Origin of the sequence: Streptomyces sp. NPDC052682 (genome assembly GCF_040678435.1) — a bacterium.
In the GTDB taxonomy this organism is placed as follows: Bacteria; Actinomycetota; Actinomycetes; order Streptomycetales; family Streptomycetaceae; genus Streptomyces.
This window is the reverse complement of record NZ_JBFATS010000003.1, coordinates 77,327-98,155: the sequence shown is the minus strand read 5'-3', so window position 1 is coordinate 98,155 and position 20,829 is coordinate 77,327. Positions and strand designations below refer to the sequence as shown.

At 71.0% G+C, this 20,829-nt stretch carries 18 protein-coding genes and 1 riboswitch; of the genes, 11 read left to right on the top strand and 7 right to left on the bottom strand.

All coding sequences use genetic code 11. From position 1 onward, the window contains the following. The first annotated feature begins 155 nt into the window (after nt 1-155). From AB0K80_RS05300 to AB0K80_RS05275, 6 genes are all read left to right on the top strand, one after another. The gene (locus tag AB0K80_RS05300; RefSeq protein ID WP_365666025.1) at nt 156-1,520 is read left to right on the top strand and encodes an HD-GYP domain-containing protein; all 1,365 of its coding nucleotides are present in this window, start codon (nt 156-158) and stop codon (nt 1,518-1,520) included. Next, nucleotides 1,517-2,761, top strand: coding sequence for an HD domain-containing protein (locus AB0K80_RS05295; RefSeq protein WP_365666024.1), 1,245 nt, complete (start codon nt 1,517-1,519; stop codon nt 2,759-2,761). The genes AB0K80_RS05300 and AB0K80_RS05295 overlap by 4 nt, the downstream gene beginning before the upstream one ends. Nucleotides 2,762-2,900: 139 nt before the next feature. After that, nucleotides 2,901-3,881, top strand: coding sequence for a hypothetical protein (locus tag AB0K80_RS05290; RefSeq protein ID WP_365666022.1), 981 nt, complete (start codon nt 2,901-2,903; stop codon nt 3,879-3,881). Between the two features lie 72 nt (nt 3,882-3,953). Further along, nucleotides 3,954-4,604, top strand: a complete 651-nt coding sequence (def, locus tag AB0K80_RS05285) for a peptide deformylase (RefSeq protein WP_365666020.1) — start codon at nt 3,954-3,956, stop codon at nt 4,602-4,604. A gap of 283 nt (nt 4,605-4,887) precedes the next feature. Beyond that, on the top strand, nt 4,888-5,973 hold the full coding sequence (gene cyc1, locus AB0K80_RS05280; protein WP_365666018.1) for an epi-isozizaene synthase: 1,086 nt from the start codon (nt 4,888-4,890) through the stop codon (nt 5,971-5,973). Then, entirely contained in the window at nt 5,970-7,349 is a 1,380-nt protein-coding gene (locus AB0K80_RS05275; RefSeq protein ID WP_365666016.1) for a cytochrome P450, read from the top strand. Before cyc1 ends, AB0K80_RS05275 begins: the two co-directional genes overlap by 4 nt. A gap of 2 nt (nt 7,350-7,351) precedes the next feature. On the opposite strand, the gene AB0K80_RS05270 is transcribed toward AB0K80_RS05275, so the two are convergent. Beyond that, complete coding sequence (locus tag AB0K80_RS05270; protein WP_365666014.1) at nt 7,352-8,314, bottom strand: helix-turn-helix domain-containing protein; 963 nt, start codon at nt 8,312-8,314, stop codon at nt 7,352-7,354. 93 nt (nt 8,315-8,407) lie between these two features. On the opposite strand from AB0K80_RS05270, the gene AB0K80_RS05265 reads away from it, so the two are divergent. After that, nucleotides 8,408-8,647 (top strand): hypothetical protein, encoded by a 240-nt coding sequence (locus AB0K80_RS05265; RefSeq protein ID WP_365666012.1) that lies wholly within the window; start codon nt 8,408-8,410, stop codon nt 8,645-8,647. On the opposite strand, the gene AB0K80_RS05260 is transcribed toward AB0K80_RS05265, so the two are convergent. The 6 genes from AB0K80_RS05260 to AB0K80_RS05235 form a co-directional block, all read right to left on the bottom strand. Then, nucleotides 8,560-9,570: a ribonucleotide-diphosphate reductase subunit beta gene (locus AB0K80_RS05260; protein ID WP_365666010.1), complete on the bottom strand. Its 1,011-nt coding sequence runs from the start codon at nt 9,568-9,570 to the stop codon at nt 8,560-8,562. The genes AB0K80_RS05265 and AB0K80_RS05260 overlap by 88 nt on opposite strands. Further along, the gene (locus AB0K80_RS05255; RefSeq protein WP_365666008.1) at nt 9,570-11,936 is read right to left on the bottom strand and encodes a ribonucleoside-diphosphate reductase subunit alpha; all 2,367 of its coding nucleotides are present in this window, start codon (nt 11,934-11,936) and stop codon (nt 9,570-9,572) included. The genes AB0K80_RS05260 and AB0K80_RS05255 overlap by 1 nt, the downstream gene beginning before the upstream one ends. Before the next feature lie 145 nt (nt 11,937-12,081). Further along, a riboswitch (cobalamin riboswitch) is annotated at nt 12,082-12,160 on the bottom strand. A 78-nt stretch (nt 12,161-12,238) separates the two neighbouring features. Then, complete coding sequence (locus tag AB0K80_RS05250; RefSeq protein ID WP_365666006.1) at nt 12,239-12,745, bottom strand: GNAT family N-acetyltransferase; 507 nt, start codon at nt 12,743-12,745, stop codon at nt 12,239-12,241. 84 nt (nt 12,746-12,829) lie between these two features. Further along, nucleotides 12,830-14,458: a monocarboxylate uptake permease MctP gene (gene mctP / locus AB0K80_RS05245; protein WP_365666005.1), complete on the bottom strand. Its 1,629-nt coding sequence runs from the start codon at nt 14,456-14,458 to the stop codon at nt 12,830-12,832. Further along, nucleotides 14,455-14,721 (bottom strand): DUF3311 domain-containing protein, encoded by a 267-nt coding sequence (locus tag AB0K80_RS05240; RefSeq protein ID WP_365666003.1) that lies wholly within the window; start codon nt 14,719-14,721, stop codon nt 14,455-14,457. Before AB0K80_RS05240 ends, mctP begins: the two co-directional genes overlap by 4 nt. Before the next feature lie 201 nt (nt 14,722-14,922). Continuing rightward, entirely contained in the window at nt 14,923-15,687 is a 765-nt protein-coding gene (locus AB0K80_RS05235) for a GntR family transcriptional regulator (protein ID WP_365666001.1), read from the bottom strand. Nucleotides 15,688-16,032: 345 nt separating this feature from the next. Here AB0K80_RS05235 and AB0K80_RS05230 point away from each other — a divergent pair, with 345 nt between their 5' ends. From AB0K80_RS05230 to AB0K80_RS05215, 4 genes are all read left to right on the top strand, one after another. Next, nucleotides 16,033-17,298 carry an extracellular solute-binding protein gene (locus AB0K80_RS05230; protein ID WP_365665999.1) on the top strand — a complete coding sequence of 422 codons (1,266 nt, stop codon included), beginning with the start codon at nt 16,033-16,035 and terminating at the stop codon, nt 17,296-17,298. 77 nt (nt 17,299-17,375) lie between these two features. Continuing rightward, nucleotides 17,376-18,371 (top strand): sugar ABC transporter permease, encoded by a 996-nt coding sequence (locus AB0K80_RS05225; RefSeq protein ID WP_365665997.1) that lies wholly within the window; start codon nt 17,376-17,378, stop codon nt 18,369-18,371. Beyond that, on the top strand, nt 18,368-19,198 hold the full coding sequence (locus AB0K80_RS05220) for a carbohydrate ABC transporter permease (protein WP_365665995.1): 831 nt from the start codon (nt 18,368-18,370) through the stop codon (nt 19,196-19,198). The genes AB0K80_RS05225 and AB0K80_RS05220 overlap by 4 nt, the downstream gene beginning before the upstream one ends. Nucleotides 19,199-19,205: 7 nt before the next feature. Continuing rightward, nucleotides 19,206-20,732: a glycoside hydrolase family 3 protein gene (locus tag AB0K80_RS05215; protein WP_365665993.1), complete on the top strand. Its 1,527-nt coding sequence runs from the start codon at nt 19,206-19,208 to the stop codon at nt 20,730-20,732. Nucleotides 20,733-20,829: the final 97 nt, after the last annotated feature.

Sequence of the window (20,829 nt, the reverse complement as noted above, 5' to 3'; positions counted from 1 at the left end):
CCGTACGGACAGGCCCGGATCCCCGGCCGGAACTCGTCACTCGAACGTGCTAATCCACGGGTTATCGACCCGTGGAGCCCCCGGGGACCGCCCTAGGCTCCGATGCCTGACAGGCAGGTCACATCGACAGGCTCGGCCGGTCGGGGAGGGGCTCCATGGAGGCGGTACCGGCACGCGCCCGCATCTACGTCGTCTGTGTCGCCGCATGCGCCGTGCTGTGCCTGCTGCCGCTGCCGGTGGTCCGGTTCCGCTGGTGGGTCGTGGTGCTGCTGGCCGTGCTCTACGCCGGCTGCGAGCGCCTGGCCCGGTCCCGGTTCGTCGGGATCTCCCACCCGGCGGGCACGTTCTATCCGGTGCTGCTCGCCGGAGCGTTCCTGCTGCCGGCGCCCGCCGCCGCGCTCGTCCCGCTGCCGGGCGCGCTGCTGTCGCACGTCGCGCAGCGGCCCTTCCTGCTGCGGCGGATCTGGCGCGCCGCCCAGCTCGCCCTCGGCGTGTGGGCCGCGGCCCGGGTGCACGGGGCGCTCGGCGGCCGGGACGCGGTCGCGGCCGGTGACGTCCCGCACGCCCTCGGACCGACCGGGGCCGCGGTGCTGGCCTTCTGGGTGGTCCTGGCCCTCCTGGACGGCGGCATCCTGGCCGCGGGCGTGGGGGCACCGCCCACGCCGTTCGGGCCGTGGGGGAGGGTGCCGGTGCGCCGGGCCTGGCGGGGCCTGTTCCCGCGCTCCCTCGCCCCGATCGCCGTGCACGGACTCGCCGGGCTGATGATGGCCGTGCTGTGGCGCAGCCCGTACGGTCCCGTCGCCGCGCTGCTCGTGCTGCTGCCGATGTGCGTCTCCTGGTGGGCGTTCGCCCAGTACCACCGGGAGCGGGCCGCGCACCAGGCGACGATCCGGGCGCTCGTGCAGGCCGTCGACATCAAGGACGGCTACACGCGCGGACACAGCGAGCGGGTCGGGCAGGCCTCGGTGATGATCGCCCGCGAACTCGGCATGGACGACGAGCGGATCGAGGTCATCCGGTTCGCCGGGATCCTGCACGACGTGGGCAAGCTGGGCGTACCCACCCGCGTGCTCACCAAGAACGGCCCGCTGACCCCCGAGGAGCGGCGGGTGATCGAGCTGCACCCCGAGTACGGGCACGAGATGGTGCGCGGCATCTCCTTCCTGGGCGAGGCCAGGGCGGCCGTGCTGCACCACCACGAGCGGCTGGACGGCAGCGGATACCCGTACGGGCTCGTCGGCAGCCAGATCCCCGAGTCGGCGCGGGTGGTCGCGGTCGCGGACGCCTTCGACGCGATGACCTCCACCCGGTCCTACAGCCGGGCCCGGCCGGTCGAAGTGGCCCTGGAGGAGCTCCGGCGGTGCGCCGGCAGCCAGTTCGACCCGGTGATGGTCGAGGCCCTGGTCCGGGCGCTCGGCCGGTACGGCTGGCGTCCGGCGGTCACCGCCGACGACGCCCATCCGCCTCAGCTCCCCGCGCCCGCCCCGCCGGTGGCCACCCGGCCCGGAGCGCAGCGATGAACGCGCACCGGCCCCTGCTGCTCCGCCTCGTCCACACCTGCGCCGGTCTCCTCGCCGTCGGCTCGCTCGCCGCCACCCTCTGGTCCGGCCTGGAGGAACGCGGCGTCGCCCTCGCCTTCGGGTTGCTCGTGGCCGTCGGCGAGGGCATCCGGTGGAACGGCGAGCGGGTCCGGGAGGCCGCGCCGCTCGGCGCCGCCGGCGCCCTGTCGTACGCGCTGCTGGGAGCCGACGCCGGGCAGCCGACCCGGCACGGTGCCGCCCAGGTCGTCACCGTGGTGCTCACCGCCTCGCTGCTCGGCAGCGTGCCGCACATCGCGCGCGGCCAGGGGCCCACCGTGGACCACCTGGCGCGCCGGGCGCTCACCGTCGGGTTCGTCGCCGTGTGCTTCCAGCCGCTGTACGACCGCGGCGCCCTCACCGACTGGGTCGGCCCCGCCTACGCCCTGCTGCTGCTCGCGCTGCTGTCGCTGACCGCGCTGTACGACGCGGTGCTGGCCGCCGCGCTGGCCCACGCCCGCACCGGGTGGCCGTTCGTGCCGGTGCTGCGGGACGAGTTGCGGGCCGTGCCCGGCATCGGTACGGCCGTCATCGCCACGGGCGCCGTGATGGCGCTGGCGGTCGCCGTCATGGGTCTGTGGGCGCTGCCCGTGTTCTCCGTGCCGCTGCTGCTCGCCCAGCTCTCCTTCCGCCGCTACGCGGCCGTGCGCGCCACCTACCGGCAGACCATCGCCTCCCTCGCCCGGGCCACCGAGATCGCCGGCTGCACCCCGAGCGGGCACGCCCGGCGCGTCGCCGCGCTCAGCCAGGCCGTCGGGCGCGACCTGGGCCTGACCGAGCCGGAACTGACCGTGCTGGAGTACGCCGCCCTCATGCACGACATCGGGCAGCTCAGCCTCGTCGACCCGGTGCCCGCCGGGGCCACCGCCGCGCTGCCCGAGGCGGAGCAGCGGCGGATCGCGCTGCTCGGCGGGGCCGTCGTACGGCAGACCGGGGTGGATCCCCGGGTGGCGGTGGTCGTGGAGCGGCAGGCCGACCCGTACCGGGAACAGCCCCTGGCGGCCCGTATCGTGCGGGCGGTCAACGCGTACGAGGAGAAGGCCCGGGACGGCGGGCCGGGCGGGCCGCTCGCGGCGCTGGAGGAACTGCGGCTGGCCACCGGCGGACAGTACGCGCCCGAAGTGGTGGAATCCCTGGCCCGGGTACTCGCCCGGGGCTGTCTGACCCTCCCCGTCACGGGGTAACCCATGGGTAATGAGCGCCCGTGAGGCCGTACGTGGTTGGATGCGAAGGAGAAGGGTGTCCGGGGGCTGACCGGGGGCTGTCCGGGAGAGCGGACACAGGCAGGGCCGGCCCACCGCACGGAACTGGCAGGCGGGAATCGTGAGGATCTTCGGCAAGGGACGACACCGGCCCTCCGCCACCTGGCGGCAGGCCACGGACCGCGCGTTCACGCTCATCGGCGACGGGCGGTACGAGGACGCGGGCGCGCTGCTGACGCGGGCCGCCGATCTGGAGCCCTGGCTGTCGGAGTCCTGGTTCAACCTTGCCCTGCTGCACAAGTTCCGGCACGACTGGGAGCAGGCCCGGGCGGCCGGCCTCCGGGCGGTGGCGCTGCTGGACCGGGACGCCGGGGCGCCCGACTGGTGGAACGTCGGCATCGCCGCGACCGCCCTGCAGGACTGGCCGCTGGCCCGGCGCGCCTGGCAGGCCTACGGGCTGCGGGTGCCGGGCAGCGCCACCGGCTCCGGCGAGCCGGTCGGCATGAACCTCGGCAGCGCGGCCGTACGGCTGTCCCCGGAAGGGGAGGCCGAAGTGGTGTGGGGGCGGCGGCTCGACCCCGCCCGCATCGAGGTGCTGTCGATTCCGCTGCCGTCCTCCGGGCGGCGCTGGGGCGAGGTCGTGCTGCACGACGGCGTGCCGCACGGGGAGCGGACCACCGCAGCCGGGCACACCTACCCTGTCTTCGACGAGATCGAGCTGTGGGCGCCCTCGCCCGTGCCCACCTGGGTCGTGCTGCTGGAGGCGGCGACCGAGGCCGACCGCGACGCCCTGGAGCAGCTGGCCGCGGACGCGGGCTTCGCCGCCGAGGACTGGTCCTCGTCCGTGCGGTTGCTGTGCCGGATGTGCTCGGAGTCACGGATGCCCTCCGACGAGGGCGACGGGGAGCATCTCGACCCGCACGATCACAGTGAGCCGGGGCATCCCGGGCCGCTCGGGCACCGGACGGACGGGCAGTTGTGGGTTCCCGAGCGCGAGTGCGGGATCGCGGCGCCGGCCTCGCTGGTGCGGGGCTTGCTGGACGGCTGGGTCGCGGACAGCCCGGACTCACGGGACTGGCGGGATCTGGAAGAGGTCTGCTGAGTTCGCCGTACCCTGTATCAGCACGACATCCCCGGTTCTCCCCCCGGTTTTGAAGGAAGGCGTACGTCGGTCATGGCTCAGCAGGACACCGATCAGCAGCACGCGGGCGTGCTCCCCGTAGACGACGAGGGGTACGTCATCGACACGGAGGACTGCGAGGAGCGCGAGGCGGCCTGGCGGGAGCGGGGCACCTCGCGGCCGATCACCGTGGTCGGCAACCCGGTGCTGCACCGGGAGTGCAAGGACGTCACCGAGTTCGGCGAGGAGCTTCAGCAGCTGGTGGCGGACATGTTCGCCTCGCAGCGCACCGCCGAGGGCGTGGGCCTGGCCGCCAACCAGATCGGGGTGGACCTGAAGGTCTTCGTCTACGACTGCCCGGACGACGAGGGCGTGCGGCACGTCGGCGTGGTCTGCAACCCCAAGCTCGTCGAACTGCCCGCCGACCAGCGCCGGCTGGACGACAGCAACGAGGGCTGTCTGTCGGTGCCCACCGCGTACGCGCCGCTCGCCCGGCCCGACTACGCCGAGGTCACCGGCCAGGACGAGAAGGGCAACCCGATCAAGGTGCGCGGCACCGGCTACTTCGCACGGTGTCTGCAGCACGAGACGGACCACCTGTACGGCTACCTCTACATCGACCGGCTCTCCAAGCGGGAGCGCAAGGACGCGCTGCGGCAGATGGCCGAGAACGAGCCCCGCTACCCCGTGGTCGCCAACGACTGACACCTCACCATCCCCACCCGCACGGCGTCTGGTCAGGAATCCCTTCCCGGCCAGGCGCCGTTCGTCTGTCCGTCGCACGTTCGATCGCTCCTGCTCCGCCAGTGATCCGATTCCAGTCAGGCAACAGGAGGTTCTCGGCACCCGCGGGGTGGTGAATGAAGCAAATCCGTTCCCAGAACGGTCAGTTGTGGTGCTGAATGGGATGAGCGGGGCTACGCAACGGCGCACGCCCGGCACAGCGGGAGGGGCGTGTCGCCGACTGGCGGCTGAGAGGGGTTTGTTCGTGCATGCTTTGTCACACGGCACCACATCGACACCGACCGGGATCGCTGTTCCACCGTCGCTCGCACTCCCCGTGATCGAGGCGGCGTTTCCCCGGCGACTTCACCCGTATTGGCCGAGGCTCCAGGAGAAGACCCGGGCGTGGCTCCTGGAAAAGCGGCTCATGCCCGCGGACAAGGTGGAGGAATATGCCGACGGCCTGTGCTACACCGACCTCATGGCGGGTTACTACCTCGGTGCCGCCGACGAGGTCCTCCAGGCGATCGCGGACTACAGCGCGTGGTTCTTCGTCTGGGACGACCGGCACGACCGCGACATCGTCCACGGCCGGGCCGCCTCCTGGCGGCGGCTGAGGGACCGGCTGCACAGCGCCCTCGACGCCCCCCGGGACCATCTGCACCACGAGGACCCCGTGGTCGCCGGGCTCGCGGACAGTGTGCTGCGGCTGTACGCGTTCCTGCCCGAGACCTGGAACGCGCGTTTCGCACGTCACTTCCACGCGGTGATCGAGGCGTACGACCGGGAGTTCCGCAACCGCACCGAGGGGGTCGTCCCGACCGTCGAGGAGTACCTCCGCCTGCGCCGGCTCACCTTCGCGCACTGGATCTGGACGGACCTGCTGGAGCCGAGCGCGGGATGCGAACTCCCGGACCGGGTCAGGAAACACCCGGCGTACCGCCGGGCGGCGCTGCTGAGCCAGGAATTCGCCGCCTGGTACAACGACCTGTGCTCGCTGCCGAAGGAAATCGCGGGCGACGAGGTGCACAATCTCGGCATCAGTCTCATCACCCATGAGCAAATGACGCTGGAAGAGGCGATCGGGGAAGTCAGGCGCCGCGTCGAGGAATGCATATCCGCATTCCTGACCGCGGAGAAGGAGGCCCTGGAGTTCGCCGACGCCCTCGCCGACGGCACCGTACGCGGAAAGGAACTTAGTTCCGCCGTGCGGGCCTGTGTCGGCAATATGCGGAACTGGTTCAGCTCGGTCTACTGGTTCCACCACGAGTCCGGCCGGTACATGGTCGACAGCTGGGACGACCGGTCCACGCCCCCTTACGTCAACAACGAAGCGGCAGGTGAGAAATGACCGTCGAGTCCGTCACACCCGAAGCGGCTGCGGCCGCGGAGCTGCGTGAGCCGCCCGTCGCGGGCGGTGGCGTGCCCGGCCTCGGCCACGGCTGGAAACTGGTGCGCGACCCGCTGGCCTTCATGTCCCAACTGCGGGACCACGGCGACGTCGTACGCCTCAAGCTGGGACCGAAGACCGTCTACGCCCCCACCACCCCGGAGCTCACCGGCGCCGTCGCCCTGAGCCCGGACTACATCATCGCCGGGCCGCTGTGGGAGTCCCTGGAGGGCCTGCTCGGCAAGAAGGGGGTGGCCACCGCCAACGGCCCGCTCCACCGCCGCCAGCGGCGCACCATCCAGCCGGCCTTCCGGCTCGGCGCCATCCCCGCCTACGGCCCGATCATGGAGGAGGAGGCGCACGCGCTGACCGAGCGCTGGCAGCCCGGGCAGACCATCGACTGCACCTCCGAGGCGTTCCGGGTCGCCGTGCGCGTCGCGGCCCGCTGCCTGCTGCGCGGAAAGTACATGGACGAGCGGGCGGAGCGGCTGTGCACCGCCCTCGCCGTGGTCTTCCGGGGGATGTACCGGCGGATGGTGGTCCCCCTCGGCCCGTTGTACAAGCTGCCGTTTCCGGCCAACCGGGAATTCAACCGGGCACTGGCCGATCTGCATTCCCTCGTCGACGAGATCATCGCCGAGCGCCGCGCATCCGGTCAAAAGCCGGACGATTTGCTGACGGCTTTGCTGGAGGCCAAGGACGAGAATGGCGACCCGATAGATGAACAGGAGATCCACGACCAGGTCGTCGCGATCCTCACCCCGGGCAGCGAAACCATCGCCTCCACGATCATGTCGCTGCTGCTGGTGCTCACCGAGCACCCGGAACACGCGGACCGCATCTGCGAGGAAGTCCGGTCCGTCACCGGCGGGCGTCCGGTGGCATTCGAGGACGTCCGCAAGCTCACCCACACCAACAATGTCGTCGTCGAAGCCATGCGGCTGCACCCCGCCGTGTGGATTCTGACGCGGCGGGCGGTGACCGACACGGAGCTGGGCGGGTATCGCATTCCGGCCGGGGCGGACATCATCTACAGCCCGTTCGCGATCCAGCGCGACCCCAGGTCGTACGCGCACCACCTCGACTTCGACCCGGACCGGTGGCTTCCGGAGCGCGCCGAGGACGTGCCGAAATACGCCATGAACCCGTTCAGTGTCGGCAACCGGAAGTGCCCGAGCGACCACTTCTCCATGGCGCAGCTGACGCTGATCACGGCGGCCGTGGCCGCCAAGTACCGCTTCCGGGAGGTGCCCGGCTCCAACGGGGCCACCCGGGTGGGCATCACCCTGCGCCCGCACCGGCTGCTGCTGACGCCGGTGCCCAGGCAGGCCGGTTGAGCTCAGGCGGCCTCCGGCCCCCTGAACGTGCGGCGGTAGGCGTTCGGCGTGGTGCCCAGCGCCCGTACGAAGTGGTGGCGCAGCGCGGCCGCGGTGCCGAAGCCCGTTCGGCCCGCGACCGCGTCCACCGTCTCGTCCGTCGCCTCCAGCAGGTGCTGGGCCAGCAGCACACGCTGCCGCAGGATCCAGCGGTAGGGCGTGGTGCCGGTCTCCTGGTGGAAGCGGCGGGCGAAGGTGCGCGGCGCCATGTGGGCGCGGGCGGCGAGCTGCTCGACGGTGACCTCCTGGTCGAGGTGCCGCTCCATCCACGCCAGCACCTCGCCGATGGTGTCGCCCTCCACGGCCGGCAGCGGGCGTTCGATGTACTGGGCCTGGCCGCCGTCCCGGTGCGGCGGCACCACCATCCGCCGGGCGATCTTGTTGGCGACCTCCGGGCCCTGTTCCTTGCGGACCAGGTGCAGGCAGGCGTCGATCCCGGCGGCGGTGCCGGCCGAGGTGATCACCGGGTCCTCGTCGACGTACAGCACGTCCGGCTCGACCACCAGGTGCGGGTACCGCCGGGCCAGGGCGTCGGCGTGCCGCCAGTGCACCGTGCAGCGCCGGCCGTCGAGCAGCCCGGCCGCGGCCAGCACGAAGACTCCGGAGCAGACACTGAGCACCCGGGCACCGCGCTCCACCGCGGCGCGCAGGGCGTCCAGCAGCTCCGGCGGGAACTCCCGCGTCTCGTAGCACGATCCCGCCGGTACGGCGATCAGGTCGGCCGACTCCAGCCGGTCCAGGCCGTGGTCGACCCGCAGCGAGAAGCCCGTGTCGCTGCGCAGGGCCGGGCCCTCGGCGGAGGCGACGGCGAAGTCGTACACCGGCAGCCCGTCGTCGCTGCGGTCGGTGCCGAACACCTCGCAGACCACGCCGAGCTCAAAGGGGTTCACACCGTCGAGCAGGACGGCGGCCACGTTCTGGAGCATGCCTCCAGTGTGCCTCGGCCGTGGCAGTAATTCGAGGGTGTGCGGCAGTCCTGCCACTGTCGGTAAGGAGCGAACCGCGCGACAGTGGTGTCCATGGAGACATACACGCAGGCACTGACCGCAATGATCACGGTCCTCGGAATGCTGGTCCTCCTGGTCCTCCCCGCGGTGATCGGCATCGTGCGCGACCGGCGCATCGACCGCCAGCTCAGGGAGGCCCAGGAGGCCCGCAGGGTCCCGGAGGGTCAGAAGTCCTCGTCCAGGTCGACGGTGCCCTCCACCGCCACCTGGTACGCCGAGGGACGCCGCTCGAAGAAGTTGGTCAGCTCCTGAACCCCCTGGAGCTCCATGAAGGAGAAGGGGTTCTCGGAGCCGTACACCGGGGCGAAGCCGAGGCGGGTCAGCCGCTGGTCGGCGACGCACTCCAGGTACTGACGCATCGAGTCGGTGTTCATGCCCGGGAGGCCGTCACCGCACAGGTCGCGCGCGAACTGCAGCTCGGCCTCGACGGCCTCCCTCAGCATGTCGGTGACCTGCTGCTGCAGGGCGTCGTCGAAGAGCTCCGGCTCCTCCTTGCGGACGGTGTCGACCACGTCGAACGCGAAGGACATGTGCATCGTCTCGTCACGGAACACCCAGTTGGTGCCGGTCGCCAGGCCGTGCAGCAGGCCCCGGCTGCGGAACCAGTACACGTACGCGAACGCGCCGTAGAAGAACAGGCCTTCGATGCACGCGGCGAAGCAGATGAGGTTGAGCAGGAAGCGGCGGCGGTCGGCCCGGGTTTCCAGGCGGTCGATCTCCTCCACCGAGTCCATCCACTTGAAGCAGAACTCGGCCTTCTCCCGGATGGACGGGATGTTCTCGACGGCCGCGAAGGCCGCCGCCCGGTCGTCCGGGTCGGGGAGGTAGGTGTCCAGCAGCGTCAGATAGAACTGGACGTGGACGGCCTCCTCGAACAGCTGCCTGCTCAGGTACAGGCGGGCCTCGGGGGAGTTGATGTGCTTGTACAGCGTCAGCACCAGGTTGTTCGCCACGATCGAGTCGCCGGTGGCGAAGAAGGCGACCAGGCGGCCGATGAGGTGCTGCTCGCCGGGGGAGAGCTTGGTGAGGTCGGCGACGTCCGAGTGGAGGTCGACCTCCTCCACGGTCCAGGTGTTCTTGATGGCGTCCCGGTAGCGCTCGTAGAAGTCCGGGTAGCGCATGGGGCGCAGAGTCAGCTCGAAGCCGGGGTCGAGCAGGTTCTGGTTGCTGGGCATCACTGGCAGGCCTCGCAGGACTCGGGGTTCTCAAGGGAGCAGGCGACGGCCTCTTCGGGGGCCGGCTGCTGCACGGGGACGGCGGCTCGGGCGGCGCGGGCGATGCGGGTCGCCGGGCGCGAGCGCAGGTAGTACGTCGTCTTCAGCCCGGACTTCCAGGCGTACGCGTACATCGAGGAGAGCTTGCCGATGGTCGGCGTCTCCATGAACAGGTTCAGGGACTGGGACTGGTCCAGGAACGGCGTACGGGCCGCCGCCATGTCGATCAGGGCGCGCTGCGGGATCTCCCAGGCGGTGCGGTACAGCCGCCGTACGTCCTCGGGGATCCAGGCGAAGTCCTGCACCGAGCCGTTGGCGTCGCGCAGCGCCTCGCGGGTGCGGGCGTCCCAGACGCCCAGCTTCTTCAGGTCGTCCACCAGGTAGGAGTTGACCTGGAGGAACTCGCCGGACAGCGTCTCGCGCTTGAACAGGTTGGACACCTGCGGCTCTATGCACTCGTACACGCCCGCGATGGAGGCGATGGTGGCGGTCGGGGCGATGGCCAGCAGCAGGGAGTTGCGCAGGCCGACGGTGGCGATCCGCTCACGCAGGGCGGCCCAGCGCTCCGGCCAGGTCAGCTCCACGTCGTAGTGGTCGGGGTGCAGCACGCCCCGGGCGGTACGGGTCTTCTCCCAGGCCGGCAGCGGGCCGCTGCGCTCGGCGAGGTCGGCGGACGCCTCGTACGCGGCGAGCATGATCCGCTCGGCGATGCGGGTGGACAGGGCCTTGGCCTGCGGCGAGTCGAAGGGCAGGCGCAGCTGGAAGAAGACGTCCTGCAGGCCCATCGCGCCGAGCCCGACCGGGCGCCACTTGGCGTTGGAGCGGCCCGCCTGCTCGGTCGGGTAGTAGTTGATGTCCACGACCCGGTCGAGGAAGGTGACGGCGGTGCGGACGGTGGCGTCCAGCCGCTCCCAGTCGAGGTCGCCGTCGGTCACGAAGGCGCCGAGGTTCACCGACCCCAGGTTGCAGACCGCCGTCTCCGCGTCGCTGGTGACCTCCAGGATCTCCGTGCAGAGGTTGGAGGAGTGCACGACGTGGCCGGGCTCGGCGGTCTGGTTGGCGGTGCGGTTGGCGGCGTCCTTGAAGGTCATCCAGCCGTTGCCGGTCTGCGCGAGGGTGCGCATCATGCGGCCGTACAGCTCGCGGGCGGGCAGGGTCTTCCTCGCCAGGCCCGCCGCCTCGGCCCTGCGGTAGGCGGCGTCGAACTCCTCGCCCCACAGGTCGACCAGCTCGGGCACGTCCGAGGGGGAGAACAGCGACCACTGCGCGTCGGCGTTCACGCGGCGCATGAACTCGTCCGGGATCCAGTGCGCGAGGTTGAGGTTGTGGGTGCGCCGGGCGTCCTCGCCGGTGTTGTCGCGCAGCTCCAGGAACTCCTCGATGTCGGCGTGCCAGGTCTCCAGGTACACCGCCGCGGCGCCCTTGCGCCGGCCGCCCTGGTTCACGGCGGCGACCGAGGCGTCGAGGGTCTTCAGGAACGGCACGATGCCGTTGGAGTGCCCGTTGGTGCCCCGGATCAGCGAACCGCGGGAGCGGATGCGGGAGTAGGACAGGCCGATGCCGCCGGCGTGCTTCGACAGCCGGGCCACCTGGTGGTAGCGGTCGTAGAGGGAGTCCAGCTGGTCGAGCGGGGAGTCCAGCAGGTAGCAGGACGACATCTGCGGGTGCCGCGTACCGGAGTTGAACAGGGTGGGGGAGGAGGGGAGGTAGTCCAGGCGGCTCATCAGCTCGTACAGGGCCGCCACCTCCTCCACCGCCCGGCCGGTGTCGTCCTCGGCGAGCCCGGCCGCCACGCGCAGCAGGAAGTGCTGGGGCGTCTCGATGACCTTGCGGGTGAGCGGGTGGCGCAGCAGGTAGCGGCTGTGCAGGGTGCGCAGGCCGAAGTAGCCGAAGCGGTCGTCGGCCCGGGGATCGATCAACGCGTCCAGACGCGCGCCGTGCAGCCGTACGAACTCCGCCGTCCGCTCGGCGATGAGCCCCTCGGCGTGCCCCACCGCGACCGACTCGGTGAACGACGTGACGCCCTGCGAGGCGGCCTCGGCGCGGATGCCGATCGTCAGCAGCCGCGCGGCGAGCCGGGAGTAGGCGGGGTCCTCGGAGATCAGGCCGGCCGCCGCCTCCGTGGCCAGCTCGCGCAGCTCCGTCTCGTCCGCCTGCGCGGACCGGCCGCGCAGCGCGGCTGCGGCGACCCGGCCGGGGTCGGCGTCGGGGAGGTCGGCGGTCAGCTCGCTCAGGGTCCGCAGCAGCGCGGCCCCGGGGCCGTCGGTCTCGGCCGGGGCTGCTGGATCCGGGGTCGCTGAAGCCGGATCTGCGGGCGCGATGGTCACGTGGGGGCTCTCCCTCGCTCGGCAAGGGGCCTCGCCGAGGGCAGGGGGCAGCACACGAGCGCACACGGCGTCGCGTCCACCGGCCCATTCCACGAGGCCCGGACGTCAGGGCACACCGGCCGGACGGCCGGGTGCGCTGTCGGCAGGTCCTCGGACTGACTCCTGTGCACGGACATGCACAAGTACACCGTTGCGGGACAGTTCCGGATTCGCACCGGATTCCCCTGCGGCGACAGCGAGCATGAGCATACATCTAGTGCCGCGTAAGGATCACGCCCCCATATGTTGTGTCGCGGGCGACTTCACAGCGTCAACTCGTAGGTGAGGAGCGTGAGGTCGTCGACGTCCGGGAGCGGGTTCCAGTCCCGCTCGGGGGTGCGGGTGAAGCCCAGCCGGGCGTAGATGCGGTGGGCGGCGTGCATGGTGCGCTGGGTGGACAGCACGACGCGGACGCAGCCTGGCGTGGCCCGGGCGCGGTCGACACAGGCGCGCACCAGCGCCTCCCCGGCGCCCCTGCCGCGGGCCGTGTGGGCGACGGCGAGCATGCGGATCTCGGCCTCCCCGGGGCCGGCTATGTCGGCCATCGGACCGCCGGACGGTACGAAGGTCACGCCGCCGAGCAGGGCGTCACCCTCCACCGCGACCAGGACCTCGGCGGCGGCCGCCCGCTTGGCCACGTCCTTGAGCTCACCGAGGTACGCGTCGCTCTCCCCGAAGTCCAGGAGGCCGTCGCGGAGGTAGGCCTGGGCGGTGAGGTCGCCGAGGGCGGTGTACTCGTCGGGGACGGCTGGCCTGATCACGATGTCCATGGAGCCGAGTGTGCCGGACCGCTACGACAACGGGCCGCCGGATGTCCTCCGGCGGCCCGTGGGCTCACGTATCCCTGCTGCTCCCTAGTGCGCGGAGCCCGCCGTCGCCGGCGGCAGCTCCACCTGCACGCCCGGGTCGCCCGCGTCGGCCGTGTAGTCCTCCGGCTTGGTCTCGTCGACGCCCTCGGGCGCCTTCAGCGCCTTCAACACGACCGTGAGGACCACGGTGACCAGCACGTTCAGCACGAACGCGGTCAGGCCGATGTAGCCGATCTCGCCGATGCCCGGGATCTCCTTCGCCGAGCCGCCGAAGTGCTTCTGGGTCGGCGAGGCGACCCCGTACGCGGCGACCGTGCCGTAGACCATGCCGACCGCCCAGCCGGCCAGCAGCGCCCAGCGGTGGAACCAGCGGGTGAACAGGCCGCCGACCAGGGCCGGGAAGGTCTGCAGGATCCAGATGCCGCCCAGCAGCTGGAAGTTGATGGCGACCGTCTTGTCCATGGTGAGGACGAAGACCAGCGCGCCGACCTTCACCAGCAGGGACACGAGCTTGGAGACCCGGGTCTCCTCCGCGGGCGTCGCGTCCGGCTTGATGAAGTCCTTGTAGATGTTGCGCGTGAACAGGTTCGCGGCGGCGATCGACATGATGGCCGCCGGGACCAGCGCGCCGATGCCGATGGCGGCGAAGGCGACGCCCGCGAACCAGTCCGGGAACATCGTCTCGAACAGCTGCGGGATGGCCAGCTGCCCGTTCTGCACCTTCACGCCCGCCGCGATCGCCATGAACCCCAGCAGCGCCAGCAGACCGAGCATGAGCGAGTACAGCGGCAGGATCGTGGTGTTGCGGCGGATCACCTCACGGCTGCGCGAGGACAGCGTCGCCGTGATCGAGTGCGGGTACATGAAAAGCGCGAGCGCGGAGCCCAGCGCCAGGGTGGCGTACGTCCACTGCCCCGCCTCCGGCGGGACCAGCGCCCCGCGCGGCTTGCCGGTCGCCGGGTTGGTCTGGCCGAACGCCTCGCCCGCCTTGGCGAAGATGTCGTCGAAGCCGCCCAGCTTGATCGGGATGTAGATGATCGCCACCGCGATGACGAGGTAGATGAGGGTGTCCTTGACGAAGGCGATGAGCGCCGGCGCCCGCAGGCCCGACGAGTAGGTGTACGCCGCCAGCACACCGAAGGCGATCAGCAGCGGCAGGTCCTTGACGAACCAGTTGGTGTTCTCGCCGCCGCCCACGCCCATCACGTCCAGCACGGCCTGGATGCCCACCAGCTGCAGCGCGATGTACGGCATGGTCGCCAGGATGCCGGTGAGCGCCACCGCCAGCGACAGGCCCTTCGAGCCCCACCGGCCGCGCACGAAGTCGGAGGTGGTGACGTAGCCGTGGCGGTGGGAGACCGACCAGAGCCGGGGCAGGAAGGTGAAGATCAGCGGGTACACCAGGATCGTGTACGGCACCGCGAAGAAGCCGGCCGCGCCCGCCGCGTAGATCGCCGCCGGTACGGCGACGAAGGTGTACGCCGTGTACAGGTCGCCGCCGAGCAGGAACCAGGTGATCCAGGTGCCGAACGACCGGCCGCCCAGGCCCCACTCGTCGAGGCTGTGCTCGTTCTCGGCCTTGCGCCAGCGCGCGGCCAGGAAGCCCAGGGCGGTGACGAGCAGGAAGAAGAAGATGAAGACGGCGAGTGCCACGCCGTTCACGCCGTCCTTCACTCGGACGCACCTCCCTGGTGCGCCGAGCGGGCGCGCCGGTCACGCTGCCAGAGCTGGTACGCGATGCCGGTCAGCGCCGTGGAGATCAGCACCCAGGCCATCTGGTACCAGTAGAAGAACGGGATGCCGAGGAAGGCCGGGTCGGTCTTGGCGTAGGAACCCACCCACAGCATCGCCACGAACGGCGCTATGAGGCAGAGGGCGATGACGACGCGCACGGGCGTCACCACCGGTCCTCTGCTGACTTCTGGGGCTTTCGACATCGGCGGCTCCGTCCCCTCAGTGATCACCGGTGCAATGCGCTGGAAATCTAGGTCAGGGTGCGGCGGGAAAGGAACCCCTCGTCCGCATAACGGTCCGCGTTCTTCGGTGGGAGGACCTCGCGCGCCCATCTGCCCGGTGCGCGCCGGGCGGGACGTGGCCGGCGTGCCCCGCAGCGGCCCGGCTGCCGCGGGGACCCGGGGTCAGTCCTGCGGCCGCTTCAGCCGGGCCACGAACTTGTAGCGGTCGCCCCGGTAGACGGACCGCACCCACTCCACCGGCCGGCCATCCCGGTCGAGGGAGTGCCGGGAGAGCATCAGCATCGGCAGGCCCACGTCCGTGCCGAGCAGCCCGGCCTCGCGCGGGGTGGCCAGGGAGGTCTCGATGGTCTCCTCGGCCTCCGCCAGATGCACGTCGTACACCTCGGCGAGCGCGGTGTAGAGGGAGGTGTACTTGGCCAGTGAGCGCCGCAGCGCGGGGAAGCGCTTGGCGCTGAGGTGGGTCGTCTCGATGGCCATCGGCTCGCCGTTGGCCATGCGCAGCCGCTCGATGCGCAGGACGCGTCCGCCGGGCGTGATGTCGAGCAGTTCGGCGAGGCGGTCGTCGGCGGTGATGTAGCCGATGTCCAGCAGCTGGGAGGTCGGTTCGAGGCCCTGGGCGCGCATGTCCTCGGTGTAGGAGGTGAGTTGCAGCGCCTGGGAGACCTTCGGCTTGGCGACGAAGGTGCCCTTGCCCTGGATGCGTTCCAGCCGGCCCTCCACGACCAGTTCCTGCAGGGCCTGGCGGACGGTGGTGCGGGAGGTGTCGAACTCCGCGGCCAGCGTGCGCTCCGGCGGCACCGGCGTGCCGGGCGCCTGGGTCTCGGTCATGTCGAGCAGGTGCTTCTTCAGGCGGTAGTACTTGGGCACGCGTGCGGTACGGACGGTCGCCCCGATCTCGTTCTCCGCACTGCTGACGTCGGTGCTCATGCTCCGCCTTCCCAGGCTCCGTATGCGGCTCACATTCGTGGCAGGCAGCGTACCGGCATCCTCTCTGTACGCTGCGTGATCCCTTCTGTATACCGTCGCCGACTCTTCTGGTCTAGTCCACAAGGTGAGTGGTCTAGTGGCAGTGTGCCCTGTCCGGCCCGGGTTTTCGATGGCTTCTTACTTAAAGGTTCCTGCATATGTAGGTCCCATAACGGCTGGTCAGAGGCCGTTCGGTCACCCTTGACACCCTTCCTGGTCTGGTCCAAGCTCCCCGTACTGGTCTACACCATTGGTCCAGGTCCCGGCCCCTGGGCAGGGGGGTGTGGCATCCCTGAGGAGGGTGGCGTGAAGCGCAAGCTGATATCCGCGATCGGTGTCGCGGGCATGATGATCTCGATCGCGGCGTGCGGGGGCGGCGACGACAAGGCGGGGGCGGACGGGTACGCCGGCCAGACCCTCACCGTGTGGGTGATGGACGGCTCCTCCCCGGACCAGTGGCAGAAGGACGTGGCCGCCGCCTTCGAGAAGAAGACCAAGGCGAAGGCCGAGTTCAAGGTCCAGCAGTGGAACGGCATCCAGCAGAAGCTCACCACCGCCCTGTCGGAGGAGAACCCGCCGGACGTCTTCGAGATCGGCAACACCCAGACCCCGGCCTATGCCAAGACCGGCGGCCTCGCGGACCTCGCCGACCTGAAGGCCGAGATCGGCGCCGACTGGACCCCGTCCCTCAACGCCTCCTCGATCTACGAGGGCAAGCAGTACGCGGCGCCCTGGTACTTCGCCAACCGCGTGGTCCTCTACAACAAGAAGATCTGGGCCGAGGCCGGCATCAAGGACACCCCCAAGACCCGCGACGAGTTCTACGCCGACCTGAAGACGATCGGCGAGAAGACCGACGCCGAGCCGATCTACCTGCCCGGCCAGAACTGGTACCACTTCGTCGGTCTCGTCGTCGGCGAGGGCGGCGAGCTGGTGAAGAAGGACGGCGACAGGTACGTCTCCAACCTCGCCGCCCCCAAGGTCGCCGCCGCCATGGAGACGTACAAGAAGTTCCAGGCGCTGTCCAAGGCCCCCAAGGACAAGGACGAGGCCACCCCGCAGCAGGGCGAGGTCTTCGCCAAGGGCAACGTCGGCGCCTTCATCGGCATGGGCTGGGAGGCCGGCATCGCCACCAAGGCCAACCCGAAACTGGAGAAGGACATCGGCTACTTCACCATCCCGGGCGCCACGGCCGGCAAGCCCGAGGGCGTCTTCCTCGGCGGCTCCAACCTCGCCGTCGCCGCGGGCAGCAAGAAGCAGGAGCTCGCCAAGGAGTTCCTGAAGATCGCCCTGTCCGACCAGTACGAGGGCCGGCTGGCCAAGCTCAACGGCGTCATCCCCAACAAGGAGTCGCTGCAGTCGAACCTGAAGGGCAACCCCGCTGCCGAGGCCGCCGCGCCGGCCGCCGCGGGCGGCGGCACCACACCGCTGATCCCCGAGTGGGCCGCGGTCGAGAACCCGCCCAACCCGATCAAGACGTACATGACCGCCGTCCTGAACGGCAAGTCCCCGGCCGCCGCCGCGCAGCAGGTCGAGGACGAGTTCAACAAGCGCCTGGCGCAGCGGAGCTGACGACGCCGGGCCGGGGCGGGAACACCGCGTGTGGTCCCGCCCCGGCGCACGCAGGTCGAGGAGAAGAGAGCGCGAGCATGACCGTGCAGACCGAACGGCCGCCCTCCGGCCCGGCGGGCGCACTGGCGAAGGACGGCGCAGCACCGGGTGGGCCACCCCCGCGAGCCGCGTCACGCGCCGGCGCGCTCGCTCCGTACCTGTTGCTGCTGCCGGCCTGCGCGGCCACCGTGCTGCTGCTCGGCTGGCCGCTGCTGAAGGACGTGCTGCTGTCCTTCCAGAACCTCAACATGGCGCAGCTGATCCAGCACGTCACCGAGTGGAACGGCGTCGACAACTACACCGAGGTCCTCACCGGCGAGGACTTCTGGCGGGTCACCCTGCGCTCCATCCTGTTCACGGCGGTCAACGTCGCCCTGATCATGGTGCTGGGCGCGCTGACCGGCCTGCTGCTCGCCCGCCTCGGCCGGCGCATGCGGGTGACGCTGATGATCGGCCTGGTGCTGGCCTGGGCGATGCCGGTCGTGGCCGCCACGACGGTCTACCAGTGGCTGTTCGCCCAGCGCTTCGGCGTCGTCAACTGGGTCCTGGACCGGTTCGGCTGGCACGCGATGGCCGACTACAGCTGGACCAGCGGCCAGATGTCGACCTTCTTCGTCGTCACCGTGCTGATCGTCTGGCAGTCCATCCCGTTCGTCGCGATCAACCTCTACGCGGCGACCACCACCATCCCCGCCGAGCTGTACGAGGCCGCCGCCCTGGACGGCGCGGGCGCCTGGCGCGGCTTCACCACCGTCACCCTGCCGTTCCTGCGGCCCTTCCTCTACGCCACGACGTTCCTGGAGATCATCTGGGTGTTCAAGGCGTTCGTGCAGGTGCTCACCATCAACGGCGGCGGCCCCGACCGGCTCACCGAGATCCTGCCCGTGTACGCCTACATCGAGGGCGTCGGCAACCAGCACTACGGCATGGGCGCGGCGATCGCGGTCCTGACCATCCTGATCCTGCTCGGCCTGACGGCCTCCTACCTCAGGATCGTGCTCAAGCAGGAACGAGAAGAGGAGACCGCGCTGTGAGACGTTCGCTCGTCGGCCGCCTGTGGCCCAACATCACCGCCGTCGTGCTCTTCGCCGGCTTCGTCTTCCCCGTGTACTGGATGTTCGCCACGGCCTTCAAACCGACCGGCGACATCATCTCCGAGGACCCCGTCTGGTTCCCGACCGACGTCACCCTCGAGCACTTCCGCACCGCGACCGGCGTCGACCACTTCTGGACCTTCGTCACCAACTCGCTGGTCGTGACCGTCCTCGCGGTGGTCTTCTCGCTGGTCATCGCCCTCGCGGGCTCGTTCGCCCTGGCGCGGATGCGGTTCCGGGGACGGCGCGGCTTCGTGATCGGCTTCATGCTGGCCCAGATGGCGCCCTGGGAGGTCATGATCATCGCGATGTACATGATCGTGCGGGACGCGTCGATGCTCAACAGCCTCGTGCCGCTGACGCTCTTCTACACGATGATGATCCTGCCCTTCACCCTCCTCACGCTGCGCGGCTTCGTCGCCGCCGTGCCGAAGGAGCTGGAGGAGGCCGCGATGGTCGACGGCTGCTCCCGCCTGACGGCCTTCCGCCGGGTCATCCTGCCGCTGCTCGGCCCCGGCCTGATGTCCACCTCCCTCTTCGGATTCATCACCGCCTGGAACGAGTTCGCGCTCGTCCTCGTTCTCAACAAGGAAGCCCAGGCGCAGACCCTGCCCTTGTGGCTGTCCAGCTTCCAGACGGTCTTCGGCAACGACTGGGGCGCCACGATGGCGGCCTCGTCCCTGTTCGCCCTCCCGATCCTGATCCTCTTCGTCTTCCTCCAGCGCCGGGCCGTCAGCGGCCTGACCGCGGGCGCCGTGAAGGGATAACGCCCCCATGACGACAATCGCCAGCGGCACCGACACCCTCACGCGCGACGCGCTGACCGTCCTCCAGCCCGGCTTCACCGGCACCACCGCCCCCGACTGGCTGCTGCGCCGCCTGGGGGAGGGCCTGGCGTCGGTGGGCCTGTTCGGCCGCAACATCGCCGGACCCGGTCAGCTCGCCGCCCTGACCGCCCAGTTGCGCGCCGAGCGGGACGACGTCCTGGTCGCCGTCGACGAGGAGGGCGGCGACGTCACCCGCCTGGAGGCCCGCACCGGTTCCTCGTTCCCTGGCAACCACGCCCTCGGCGCCGTCGACGACGTGGAGCTGACCCGGCAGGTGGCCGCCGAGCTCGGCCGCCGGCTCGCCGCCTGCGGGGTGAACTTCGACTGGGCCCCGTCGGCCGACGTCAACTCCGACCCCGCCAACCCGGTGATCGGCGTACGGTCCTTCGGCGCCGACCCGGACCTGGTCGCCCGGCACACCGCCGCCTACGTCCAGGGCCTGCAGTCGGCCGGAGTCGCCGCCTGCACCAAGCACTTCCCGGGCCACGGCGACACCGCGGTGGACTCCCACTTCGCCCTGCCCCGCATCGACGTACCCGCCTCGGTCCTCACCGACCGTGAGCTGGCCCCGTTCCGGGCCGCCATCGCCGCCGGCACCCGGGCGGTGATGAGCGCCCACATCCTGGTCCTGGCCCTGGACCCCGACCGCCCGGCAACGTTGTCCCGGCCGATCCTGACCGACCTCCTGCGCGGCGAACTCGGCTACGACGGCCTGATCGTGACCGACGGCATGGAGATGCGCGCTATCGCGGACACCTACGGCATCGAGCACGGCAGCGTCCTTGCCCTCGCGGCCGGCGCCGACGCGATCTGCGTGGGCGGCGGCCTCGCCGACGACGCCACGGTCCGACGGCTGCGGGACGCCCTCGTCGCCGCGGTGCGCTCGGGAGAACTCCCCGAGGAACGCCTCGCCGACGCGGCCGAACGCGTCCGCCGCCTGGCCCGCTGGACGGCCACCGGAGCCGCGCCCGCGGCAGCCGCCCCGGGCGGTGAGGTCGGCCTGCGCGCGGCCCGCCGCGCCCTGACGGTGACCGGCGCGGCGAGCTTCACCCCCCTGACCGAACCCCCGTACGTCGCCGCCTTCACCCCGGTCGCCAACATCGCGGTCGGCGACGAGACCCCGTGGGGCGTGGCCGCGGAGCTCGGCCACCTCCTGCCGGGCACGCAGACGGGCAACTTCGCGGCGAGCCCTGGCGCGGACGGGGACGGGGACGGCCGGGCCGACGGGGAGCGGGCCGGGCACGCGGCCCTCGCGGCGGCCGGCCCGCGCCGCGTCGTCGCCGTCGTCCGCGACGAGCACCGCCACCCGTGGATGGCCGCGGCCCTCGACATCCTGCTGGCGGCGCGCCCCGACACGATCGTGGTCGAGATGGGGGTCCCCCAGGCAGCCCCCCGCGGCGCCCTCCACCTCGCCACCCACGGCGCGGCCCGCGTCTGCGGCCGGGCGGCGGCGGAGGTCATCGCGGGGGTGTAGGCAGGGCACTCGGGGCCGCTGTCTGGCTGGCCCTGGCATGCCCTGGCCTGCCCGGCTTGCTGCCAGGCCGCCCTCTTGGGTCTCCCGCCTGGGCAGC